The organism is Salipiger sp. PrR003 (assembly GCF_010500785.1).
GTDB classification, from domain to species: domain Bacteria; phylum Pseudomonadota; class Alphaproteobacteria; order Rhodobacterales; family Rhodobacteraceae; genus Salipiger; species Salipiger pacificus_A.
On the sequence record NZ_JAAGOV010000085.1, the window covers coordinates 1 to 11724 of the forward strand.

The following is an 11724-nucleotide window of genomic DNA, read 5'->3' on the forward strand; positions in this document are numbered from 1 at the left end:
AAGAGGATGACCCCCAAGAGCCGCGCGCCGAGCCAGCCGGACACGGCCCCCACCACGGTTCGGTAGAGCACGTCCTGAAGCAGCCACTCTGCCCCCCATGTCGCCGGTGCCAATCCTTCTGCCGCCACGAACAGGCCAAGGTAGACAAAGGGAAAGGCCAGCCCGTCGTTCAACCCCGCCTCGGTTGTCAAGGCGAAGCGCACTGGATGCTCCTGGCCCTGCTGCGGCGGGCCAACCTGCACGTCGGAGGCAAGCACAGGGTCAGTCGGCGCGAGCACTGCGCCCAGCAAGATTGCCCCTGCTAGCGTCAGCCCGACCACCTCGGTGCCGAGCCAGGCCACCGCGATGATGGTCAGCGGCATCGCTATCCCCAGCAGCCGCCAGGTCGGGCGCCAGCGCCTCCAGGGAGCGAGCTCGTCGATACGCATGCCCGCGCCGAAGAGGGCGACAATCACCGCCATCTCGCTCATCAGCTCCCAGGGCAGCGGGGTCAGCCGCGGATCGGGCATCGGCGCGGCCCCAGGAAACACAAGTGCCGCGCCGGCCCCGAACAAGATCATCAGAGGCGCCGCCGCGGGTTCTCGGCGGGAGACGAGGCGGGGAAGCCATTGGGCGAGGATGACAACCAGGCCGCCTATGGCCAACGTGAGGTGATAGGGCGCAAGCTCGAAGAAGGGCTCGGAGGTCATCAAAGAGGTCCTGAATGGGGCATCGCAATGCAACAAACGCCTCAGAACAGATTTGTATCCCGTCAAACTCGCCTCTTACAGAATTCTCTTCCCGAATAGGCGCCAGTGTTGAATCGGCTCCTGCGTTCACCCCCAATCCCGCAAGACACATTTCGTCGACTTCGTGTTATTCTCGGGCTCGACGCCTCGGGCTTCGAACGAGCTGGAACTCTTACCCAAGCAGCCCAGTTGAAACTGACAAATGGAGAAGCAGAGGAAACCGAAATGCTGAACGAGGTCGTCAACGAGTTCAGATATACTTTCTCTGTGGTGCCGGCTCCTGCGGCACTGGCACGGCTCCTGGCTGCGATAATCTTAGCGGGCATGATCGGCCTTGAGAGAGAGCGCCGAGAGAAGCCAGCTGGCCTAAGGACCCACATTCTGGTTTCGGTTGCAGCTTGCCTGTTTGTCATTCTCGGCCTCGAACTAGCGGCGATGGATTTTGGGGGCACTTCAGAGCAAAGGAACGATCCGCTCCGAATGATTGAAGCGGTGACTGCCGGTGTCGCATTTCTAGCTGCGGGCCTGATATTCACCTCGGACGGCAAGGTCCGCAACATCACTACAGGGACGTCGTTGTGGCTCGCAGGAGCGATAGGCCTCGGATGTGGTGCCGGGCAAATGCCATTGGCGGCCATGACCACGATAATTGTTCTCTTCGTCCTGACTTTGCTGCGGTTACTCGAGCGGAAGCTGGGTTGGAGCGAACGCGAAGACTGATTTGTAGAATGGCGAAAGCCGCAATTGGGGCAACTCTATAAGGGGGCCTCGCCGAAGTGGTGCTATCGCCCTAGTCTACCTCAACCGCTATGCACGCGTCGATAAGGTGGCTATCGGAAAGTCCTGAAAATAGTCGGCGACCGGTTCGAAATCGGATTGCAGACTGCGATCGCATCCACAACTACTTTCACGATCTCATTGCCATCTGACAGGATCACCAGCCCAGCCATATCCGTCTGCATTTTCAGAGTCGGGTTCACTCCCACAGGGCTCCTCCCTGCTACTGCCCATATCTCCAAACCTTGACAACCGCTTACCAAAGGCCTGGAAAACCTATCCCACAAGGGGAAACCGAGCCTCGTGTGGATCGCCTACCCATGAGAAATGGGTCCCTCAAGTCATGACCTGAGGTAAACTGAAAGATTCTGAAAATTGTTGGCCGGTTGGCGACTATAGCTTCCAAGCACTCTGAAAATCGAAAGTTTCCGATCTCCAATCTATTCTATTTACACGCCCGACCCTTTAGGATTTAATCACCAACACAACCCACTCAAAGGATTACCATGAAGAAATACCTCGCCGTAGGCGCCTTGGCTCTTGTCGCCCTGGGTGGCCATGTCATCGCCAGCCCCCTGCTCGCCGCATCGAGCCTCAAGGCCGCAATCGAAAACAAGGATGCTGACGCGCTTGTGGCCAAGATCGATTTCAACGCCCTTCGCGAAGACGTACGTTCCGACATCGACGACATCGTCGCTGCTGAACAGAATCCCATGGCGCGCGAGATGACGAAAGCCATTCTCACCGACATGCTGGACAACTTCGCCAGCGAGCAAGCGATCACCTCTTGGGCCAACAGCGGCATCGGCGCCAGCCCCAACACCGGCGACATGGACTACAGTTTCGGCTTCGGCCTCACACGATTCAAGATCAACCTCGAGACCGATGCCGGCCCCGTGAGCCTCGTGATGGCGCCGCGCGGCTTGAGCTGGAAGATCGTCGGCGTCGACTTCGATCCGGCCTCGCTCGGAATGGTCTGACGCGACCACAACAGCCGATTTCAGACAATGGCGTCAGTTTATTCTTGCATTAGGGATAGACTGGCGCCATATCTTTGTTACCGGGCCCCAATGTTGGGGTTACGGTCTAAGCAAGATTTCCGTCCCACGGTGGGATGAGAAGGAGCCACACATGAACAACGATGCACTGCATCTCGTCCTCGTGCAGGACAACCCAATCGTCGGGGACATCGACGGAAATACCGAAATCGCTCTCGACGTGCTGAACCGCAATCCGGCGGCCGACCTGGTGGTCTTCTCGGAGTGCTTCATCTCCGGATACCCGCTCCAGGACCTGGTTCTGCGCCCCGGCTTTCTGTCGAAGGTTGAGGCCGGCATCGAGCGGCTTCGCCAGGCGGTCGTTGATCTGCAGGGCCCAGCTGTCCTCATCGGCGCACCAGTCGCCAGAACAACCCTCCCAGGCAACGCTGCCCTCCTGATCGACGTCGACGGCTCGATCCGAACTGTCATGAAGACCGAACTGCCCAACAACGATGTCTTCGACGAGCGCAGGGTCTTCGCTTCCGCGGAAGGCACCCGGCCCGCGCCCCTCTCCTTCCGCGGCTTCCAGCTTGGCGTCCAGATCTGTGAAGACATGTGGCATGGTCGGGTTTCTCGCGGCCTTGCGGACGAGCTTGCAGACGTCCTGCTGGTCATCAACGGATCGCCCTATCAGCGCGGCAAGCACGAAGTCCGCCTGCGCCATGCTCGGGCCCGCTCGAACGAAACCGGCCTGCCCCTCATCTACGTGAACCAGTACGGCGGACAGGATGAACTGGTCTTCGACGGTGGAAGCTTTGCCTACAACCCCGACCCGCACAGTGCGCACGGCAGCCTCCTGCAAGGGCCCGCCTTCGATCGCGCCGAACTGAAGGTCGTCCTCAAGCGAGACCAGCTGGGACAGACCACGATCGGCTTTGAAGGTGGCGAACGCGCGCTCTACCCTGAAGACCGCATCGAGACCGACTACAAAGCCTGTGTCCTTGGCCTGCGAGACTACCTCGGCAAGACCGGCATGAAGCGGGTCGTTCTCGGCGTCTCGGGTGGCCTCGACAGTGCGCTCGTGGCGACCATGGCAGCTGACGCCATCGGCTCTGAAAACGTCATCGGCGTGATGATGCCCAGCCCCTACACCAGCAAGGAAAGCATTGATCTCGCCACCGATCTCATGAACCGCCTGGACATTCACCAGCGCACGATCAGCATCGAAGACGCTTTCAGTGTGGTCGACGACGCGATGACGGACTTCTGTGAAGAATTGGCGCCCGAGGTGGGGGCGAAGCCTGACCTCGATCTCGCTCGAGAGAATTTCCAGGCCCGCCTGCGTGGCCTCAAGCTGATGGGCATCACCAATGCCATCCCAGGGACCATCCTGCTTTCGACCGGCAACAAGTCCGAGATGTCCGTGGGCTACGCGACGCTCTACGGCGACATGAGCGGAGGCTTCAACCCTCTCAAGAGCGTGTGGAAGACCGACGCCTTTGCAATGGCACGGTGGCGCAATGCATTCGAGGGCTTCGACCTGTTCGAGCCGATCCCTGATGAGATCATTGACCGCCGGCCGACTGCAGAACTGGCCGAGGGCCAGGAAGATGCCAACACGCTCGGCGACTACGAAGCGCTCGACTTCGTCCTGCGCATCCTGGTCGAAGAGTTCGGCAGCTCCAAGGTGGCTGCTACCCGGCTTGAGAAGAAGTTCGGAGACGACCTGCCCCGGCTCACCGGCGGTGTGGACGCGCAAACCTACTCGGACCGGATCGCCGGGCTGCTGCGCAGAGCGCAATACAAGCGGATGCAGGCGCCGCCGGGCGTGAAAACCAACGCCACCGATTTCGGCGCCGGCTGGCGGTATCCCACTGCAGGCACCTACTCCTTCTGAATTATGCGCGCGCCCGGCTGATCTGGGCGCGCTTCCCCAAATCATTGTTTCGAGAACACCCATGACCACCAACTTTGCTCAGCGCATCCACAACGCGAACTATAAGTTCGACCCCTACGTCCGTTCGCTTGTAGACTGCGACTTTTACAAGCTGCTGATGGCGTACTTCATCTGGAAGCACTATCCGGATGTTGGCGTGACCTTCACCGTCAAGAACCGCACCAAGGCAGTGAAGCTGCCCGCGATCGTCCCCGAGGCGCACCTCCGGGAGCAACTCGACCACGTCCGTTCGCTTCGCTTCACCAAGTCGGAACTCATCTGGCTCAAAGGTAACAGCTTCTACGGCCAGGAAGGCATCTTCCCGGGCGACTTCATTGCCGCTCTCGCCGGCCTGCAGCTGCCCGAATACCACCTCGAGGTCCGGGATGGCGAATACCACATCACCTTCAGCGGTACCTGGTTCGAAACCACGCTCTGGGAGATCTACGCCCTCGCCGTGATCAACGAAGCCAGGTCGCGCGCGGCCATGGCGGACATGACCAAGTACGAGCTCACCGTCCTCTATGCGAACGCGACCTCCAAGCTGGTCGCCAAGCTGAAGGCACTGAAGGAAGCCGATGTCCGCGGCATTGCCGAATTCGGCACCCGGCGCCGCCACGGTTTCCTCTGGCAGGAGTTCGTGATCGAGGCCATGCAGGAGGAACTCGGCGCGGGCTTTATCGGCACCTCCAACGCGCTGCACGCCATGCGCATGGACCTCGAGGCAATCGGCACCAACGCGCACGAGCTTCCGATGACCATCACCGCACTGGCTCGACTGGAGGGACTTGAGCGGAGTAAGAGGCCTACCGTTGAGAATTCGGACTTCATGAAGCAGTATCTGCGGAACCAAATTTTCATGAGCCAGTACCGCGTCCTCGAGCAATGGGAGCAGACCTTCAGCGGGAACCTTCTGGTGGCCCTGCCCGATACGTTCGGCTCCACCCAGTTTCTGCAGAATGCAAAAAGCTGTTTTCCGAACATCGAGCACTGGACTGGCTTCCGGGAAGACAGCAAGGACCCCTATATCGCAGCAGAGGAGAAGATCGCGTTCTGGAAATCGCTTGGAGTGGACCCGCGCCAGAAGCTGCAACTGTTCTCAGACGGCCTCAACCACGAACTGATGATCGACCTCAGCAACAAGTTCCGGGATCGCATCCGCTGCGGCTTCGGCTGGGGAACCAACGCCACGAACGACTTCCGGGATTGCGATCCCCGCGGCCGGACCGACCTCAACCCGATCTCGCTCGTCTGCAAGGTCACCGAGGTGAAGAACCTGAAGACCGGTGGAAAGGTCGGCGCAGTGAAGCTCTCGGACAACTACACCAAGGCCACCGGCCCCGAAGAAGAAATCGCCTACTACCGCGAGATCTTCGGGCACGAGGGTGTCGCCGACATTCCGGTCGAAGTCTGAAGCGAGGAGACTCTGAAATGGTAACGAAAACTCTGAAAATCGATCCCCGCATCAGCAACGACCGTGTCGGGCTCATCATCTCTCGCCAGCAAGTGAAGACGCTGGCCCACGCCGGCATCGAAAGCCAGATGATGATCGACAACTCGGTCAACATCATGGGCCTGGGCTCGTGTGAGAAGCATGGGGTCGAGGGCAACCCGCTCACCGCGGACCAAAAGCGCATCGCCCATCAGGGCATCTGGGGCAGCGCCTTCAAGATCTGCATGCTGCAGGATATCGGCGCGACCGACCGTACGGCGGACTGGGGCAACTATGTCCTCGATCGCATCGCGAGAAACCAGCTCCCGGAACCGACCGATCTCTATTCCGGGTCCAAGCACGAGGCCCGCTGGTACGAAGCTCACTTCGCTTCGCTCAAGGGCGAGCCGACCTTCACCCGCGGCCGCTTCAACGTCTGGGAGAACCCGGAGACGGGGAAACGGATCCACATCCTGGACCGCACGGAAGACGGCATCTCCTCAAGCGAAGCCCGGATGCTGATCGAGCGCCGTGATCCGGCCTGGATGGACATGGTGCCGGCAAAGCTCTGGAACTACTACGAGCAGGAGTACCCGCCCCACCTTCGTGTGGCCATCGAAGTCGAACCGACTGCAGACCGCGATCCGCAGACTGACTTTCCCAAGGGGCAGCCGGTTGGAACCAAATGCATCTATATCGACGATCCGGAGCGGGTCTTCATCCTGCGGGATGACGGAAAGTGGCGTGCGCGTTCGGAATCTGAAAATCGCAAGAGCATGGGGGACTGATCCCCTGCAAGGCGTGTGCCCGGGCCCCATGCTGGGGTTGCGGGCAGCGCACCAACCTACCGGCCCCAATTGTGGGGTCAGGAAAACTGAAAGTGACTACCAATGTTTAACATCAACACCATCGACCAAGCCAAGACTGCCCTCATCGTGATCGACCTGCAGTATGACTTCCTTCCGGCGGATACGTCCAAGGACGACGGGGCTCTCGCGGTCCCTGGCGGCAACGATGCGATTGCGCCCATCCACGATCTGATCAGGATGTTCGACAACATCGTCCTCACCCAGGATTGGCACCCTGCCTCGCACAAGAGCTTCGCAAGCGCACACGAAGGCAAGGCGCCGTTCGAGACCATTGAGATGCCCTACGGCGAGCAGGTCCTCTGGCCTGACCACTGCGTGCAAGGAAGCTTCGGAGCGAAGATTGCACTCAGCGATCACCTGATGGCCAAGGCGCAGATGATCATTCGCAAGGGCACGAACCCCGAGATCGACAGCTACTCCGCCTTCCTCGAGAACGACAAGACCACCACGACCGGGCTCGCCGGCTACCTACGCGATCGCGGCATCGAACATGTGGTGATGTGCGGACTGGCCACTGACTTCTGTGTTGCCTTCTCGGCTCTCGATGCCATCGCGCTGGGCTTCAAGGTCACGCTCATCGAGGACGCCTGCCGCGGCATCGATCCGGCTGGCGTTGCTTCCCAGAAAGACGCGATGAAAGCGGCTGGTGTCATTCTGGCTTAAGCCAGCTATCTGCGCCCTGCCGAGCGTCGGCAGGGCGCAGATAGCGAACGTGGCTCCCATGACTTCTTTTCACGAAATTTGCCGTTCTGACTGAGCGCAGCGATCCGCCCACTCAAGGCTTGAACTGACCGCATCAATCAAAGGAGTCTTCGCGGAGCCAGAGAGTGAGTATGTACGCGCGTGCTAACCGCCCCTATCCGATCCATTTGAGACAACGACCGATACAAGCAGGCTGTTGACCTGCAAGGCAGACCGACCCATATATCTTCGAAGGCACTGTCGGAATCCGATCTAAATTCCTTGGACCCGGAAAATCTTGAGAGAATCTGAACTGTCAGATACCCCCTCCCCACAGACCCATTAAGACAGCTTTGACATCCTTCCCCTAAAGCCCTATATGTTATTGACATCTAACCCCTCTTAGAGGCGCCCATGAACGCGCTTGCATACATGTCTTACCATGTTTCCGACCTCGCCATCGAGGCTGCGGAAGGTCACCCCATGGAAGTCAATGAGGGTGGCCCGCGCCTTCAAGCCATTGAAAGCGCGGAGTTCTTGGGCGTAAATGATGATGGTCGGCTCGACGACGATCTCTTTGAGATGTACTCGAAGCGCTTCGCCTGACCGCCAAACGACCGAACTGTGCTGGCTCCACTTCCGCTCCCTGTTCCGAATCCATTTGTCGTCGGGGACGTCATTGGGCTGCAGTTTCCAAGGACAACACCTGAACATCCGCACCCCGGGTTGATCATGGACGTATTGATCGGCGATGCCCGCGCAAAGACTCTGAAGATTCGCCGGATTCCAGATCAGCCAGAGCGCCAGCTGGTGTTTGCTCTGATGGTTTCATCATGAGCCACCGAAGAGAAAGGGTGGGTTCTTTCAGATCTACAACCCTGCGCACTGCACGGGCACTCTGTTGGATACAGTTCGCACCATCTACGTATCCTACGACCACTTTGACGCCGTCTTTCTCCCTGGCGATGAGAGGATAATCTACAGCGCAGAAGGGCCATATCTGGGGCGTGTGTCCAAAGAGACCGTTGACTACTACTTTAGGCAGTTCATCGGAGTACAAAGGGTCATCAGAGGTGAGGGGTTCAAACTTGGATCGCAGTTCCAGCTCCCAAATGGCGTGCAGCGCCGCTAACCAGCCCCCCCTGACTCTCATGTTGTATGCACCGTCGACAACTCACCGCGGCGCCCTAACTTCTCGACCACGGGCCCAAAACCTGGAGGAGGAACCATGGCACAACCAAAGATCGCAGTGATCTTCTACTCGACCTACGGCACCAACCACCAAGTCGCTCTTACGGCTTCAGAGGCTGCCAAGGAGGCCGGAGCTGACGTTCGTCTTCTGCGCGTCCCTGAGACGGCACCTGAGGCTGTGGTGAACGGCCAGGACGCCTGGAAGGAACAGGCCGAGAAGATGGCAGACATTCCAGTCGTGACCCCGGATGACATGGTCTGGGCTGACGGCTACTTTTTCAGCGCCCCAACGCGCTACGGCCAGTCTGCCTCTCAGCTTCGCGCCTTCATCGACACGCTTGGTGGGGTCTGGTCAGAAGGCAAGCTCGCAGGCAAGACGATCACCGCGACCACCAGCGCGCAGAATCCGCACGGCGGCCAAGAGGCGACCACACTGGGCCTCTACACGACCGCGATGCACTGGGGCGCCATCATTGTGCCGCCGGGCTACACCAGCGATGTCATCTATGCGTCTGGAGGAAACCCCTATGGCTACTCTGCGCAAGCTGGGCAGTTTGATGACGCCGGCAAGGCGTCGGTTGCCCATCAGGCTAAGCGTTTGGTCGAAGTGACCTTAAAGCTGATTGGGTAAAGGATCACCCCACACGCAGGCTCCGGAAGAATTGACGCGTGGGGTGACAGACTAATTTAGTCCTTGGCCTCGGCAGGAACCAAGTCTGCGAGAACGCCGTTCTTGAATGCCTGCTGGACGACATCTTTCGGGTACTGCAGCTTCTTGCGGTCCTTGACGTAGCCATCGAGGGCGGACTCGATCATGAGGTTCCGATCCACGGTTGCCGCAAGCTCACGGATCTTGCTCGACAGCTGTTCCGGATCGAACCGCGGCTTGCGCTTGTCATACGACGTTTGCGGAAGCCCAAGGTCGTACCCCTCAAAGAATACCGTTACGAGAAGTAGGTTCTCGATCAGTTCGTCGTCGGATACCTCCGGTGCTTCCGTCTTCAAGAGGCTCAAAATAGACGTCGTGCCTTCCTCGACCTCCATCCAATCCGCGGTGCCAGCCAGTCTTGCCTCCGCGGTCTCATCTCGAAGCCAGCAAAGCCGGTCTGAAAAGACCGATTCAGGCTCCATGATTTCTCTGATTTCGTCGTAAATGCTTTCGAGCGTCCGCCCCGAAGCGCTTTCCTTGGCCTGAAGCTTGTTCGCGAAGCCGATCACCTTGGGAAGGAAGCGCGCCAGGAGGTTTCCGACATGGTAGCTGATCTCCATATCGTCCCAGACCCAGGGCATCTCCCGGTTGGCCAGCTCTCTCCACAGCTTGGACGTATGCGCCACGCGCTCTTCGAGGGAAACAGTCGTATTCATCAGAAAATCCTTACTTATCTGCCACTCAGGCTACACACTTGGAACGTACTGCGCTATCCTATTTCTATGATGAATATGAACTCTGAAATTCTAGTCTACGGCGATCCCCACGGAAACTGGGAACCGCTATTCTCGGCGATCGAGCGTGCACCAAAGGCAGTGATTGTCCTTGGTGACTTTTCCGATGGAAAGCTGGACCCCGCCGGCGCTGGGCGCACACGCGAGGCGTTCAACCGAATTCTGGATTTCGGTATCGATCTGCGCTTCATCATCGGCAACCATGACGCCTCCCTGGATTCGCAAGTCGAATTGCTCGAAGAGTTTGCAGACCACCGCATCGACGGGAAGGTCGTGGAGATCGAAGGCAAGCGCATCGCCGGGCTCGGCGGGATCATCCGCGGGAAGCTGTGGCGTGGCGACGGGGAAGCACTGGTGTCGTCAGAGGCCGAGCTCATCGCAATGACGCCCCGCGTCGAGCGTTGGAAAGACGGTGTCTCGAAGAAGCACATGACGACAATCAAGCCATGGACGGTGGAGGCCCTCCGGTCTCAAAAGGCAGACGTTCTGATCACCCACGAGGCCCCGAGCTGCCACCAACATGGCTTCGAGTTCCTTGATCATCTAGCGTCGGACATGGGCGTCTCTCTCGTGGTGCACGGACACCACCACAAAAGCTACTCCGGCGCACTGGATAACGGCATCCAAGTCCGGGGTGTCGGCCTTGCACGGGTGTGGACCCTTCCGACCTGAGGCTGGTGGCCTCTCATCACTCGATTTCAAGTTGCCACACCTCCCCAATGTCCAGGTGCTCAGGTGGTTCGGAGATGTACGCCACGGCATTTGCTCAGGCTCCCCATGGGCGCAGGGATGGTGCCGTGATTTAAGCGTGAACGGAGGGGAAAATCAGATCGTTGATCGCGGAGTTCCGCTGACGAAGGGGACTCTCAGAAAACTTCCGCCTAGAGGTTGCCTACTCCGGCATCATTGCCATCTGCTTTCCCGGGCATGCTGACTTTGATGTCGGTGCCGCGCCAACCAGCCAAAGTGTCTGGTCTCGCAATCCACGGTAATGGGCAGCTCCCATGACAGGTGTTCTTGTCATGGGAGCTATTTCCGCTAGCCAAGCAAGCCGCTGCTCATCCGCCCAGTTCACGCCACACCTGTCCTGACCGGAAGTAGTCAAGGATTCCTTGACAACTCATCTCTTCGCAAATTGCAGATCTAGCCAACGCCGACTGTCGCGGATGCTACTTCCGGGAGCGGATGCGTCTCCACGCTCTTCGCCGGATGGCTACCCATCGCCGGGACCTGATGAAGACCGAAGACATCGGATTCTGCAGCACCGGCACATCTACTGCCAGCAACATGAGGCCCAATGGCAGCATCCAGATCCCAAGCACCGGCAAGAAAGCGAGAAGCCCACCGAGAATAAGCAGGAGGGCGCTGGGCACACGAATGACGGACCACCCTTTGCCAAGCAAAGCCCTCGAGGGTCGCTTCAAGGCTGGCATTTTTCGACCCAGCGTCTCGATCTGTCTCAGGAGCCGTCGGCGTGGCTTCGTCATTCTGACATTCCAATAGTTTTCAAACTGTCAGGTTGGGAAGTGTGCGCGAAAGGTTGAATTCTTTTGCATATGGCGTCAGCCCAATGCCTGCAGCCCACATCGCGATCGTCAGGTCTAGAACTGGCATCGGCTAACGCGCCCTGTCGGGCGGCCGTCACTGACCAAGGTCAAGCGGTTCTTCGAGGAATTCGAGTATCAGG

The 11724-nt window shown here is 58.9% G+C and carries 11 protein-coding genes; 9 read left to right on the plus strand and 2 right to left on the minus strand.

The annotated features are described in order from the left end of the window. Positions 1–689 (minus strand): cation:proton antiporter (locus G0D83_RS26415; RefSeq protein WP_203595670.1); only part of this gene is annotated, 689 nt, incomplete at its 3' end. Between the two features lie 264 nt (positions 690–953). On the opposite strand from G0D83_RS26415, the gene G0D83_RS26420 reads away from it, so the two are divergent. The 8 genes from G0D83_RS26420 (at position 954) to wrbA (ending at position 9225) form a co-directional block, all read left to right on the plus strand. Continuing rightward, positions 954–1448 (plus strand): MgtC/SapB family protein, encoded by a 495-nt coding sequence (locus tag G0D83_RS26420; RefSeq protein ID WP_164197535.1) that lies wholly within the window; start codon positions 954–956, stop codon positions 1446–1448. A 563-nt stretch (positions 1449–2011) separates the two neighbouring features. Further along, positions 2012–2485, plus strand: a complete 474-nt coding sequence (locus tag G0D83_RS26425; RefSeq protein ID WP_164197536.1) for a DUF2939 domain-containing protein — start codon at positions 2012–2014, stop codon at positions 2483–2485. A 151-nt stretch (positions 2486–2636) separates the two neighbouring features. After that, complete coding sequence (locus G0D83_RS26430; protein ID WP_164197537.1) at positions 2637–4382, plus strand: NAD+ synthase; 1746 nt, start codon at positions 2637–2639, stop codon at positions 4380–4382. Between the two features lie 61 nt (positions 4383–4443). Next, positions 4444–5835, plus strand: coding sequence for a nicotinate phosphoribosyltransferase (locus G0D83_RS26435; RefSeq protein WP_164197538.1), 1392 nt, complete (start codon positions 4444–4446; stop codon positions 5833–5835). Positions 5836–5852: 17 nt separating this feature from the next. Then, on the plus strand, positions 5853–6641 hold the full coding sequence (locus G0D83_RS26440) for a hypothetical protein (RefSeq protein WP_164197539.1): 789 nt from the start codon (positions 5853–5855) through the stop codon (positions 6639–6641). A 102-nt stretch (positions 6642–6743) separates the two neighbouring features. After that, positions 6744–7385, plus strand: coding sequence for a bifunctional nicotinamidase/pyrazinamidase (pncA, locus tag G0D83_RS26445; protein ID WP_164197540.1), 642 nt, complete (start codon positions 6744–6746; stop codon positions 7383–7385). A gap of 432 nt (positions 7386–7817) precedes the next feature. After that, on the plus strand, positions 7818–8009 hold the full coding sequence (locus G0D83_RS26450) for a hypothetical protein (RefSeq protein WP_164197541.1): 192 nt from the start codon (positions 7818–7820) through the stop codon (positions 8007–8009). Positions 8010–8631: 622 nt separating this feature from the next. Next, positions 8632–9225, plus strand: a complete 594-nt coding sequence (wrbA, locus tag G0D83_RS26455) for an NAD(P)H:quinone oxidoreductase type IV (RefSeq protein ID WP_164197542.1) — start codon at positions 8632–8634, stop codon at positions 9223–9225. Positions 9226–9281: 56 nt separating this feature from the next. Here wrbA and G0D83_RS26460 read toward each other — a convergent pair whose 3' ends face one another. Continuing rightward, positions 9282–9959 carry a hypothetical protein gene (locus G0D83_RS26460; RefSeq protein WP_164197543.1) on the minus strand — a complete coding sequence of 226 codons (678 nt, stop codon included), beginning with the start codon at positions 9957–9959 and terminating at the stop codon, positions 9282–9284. A gap of 75 nt (positions 9960–10034) precedes the next feature. Here G0D83_RS26460 and G0D83_RS26465 point away from each other — a divergent pair, with 75 nt between their 5' ends. Further along, the gene (locus tag G0D83_RS26465) at positions 10035–10709 is read left to right on the plus strand and encodes a metallophosphoesterase (RefSeq protein WP_164197544.1); all 675 of its coding nucleotides are present in this window, start codon (positions 10035–10037) and stop codon (positions 10707–10709) included. Positions 10710–11724: the final 1015 nt, after the last annotated feature.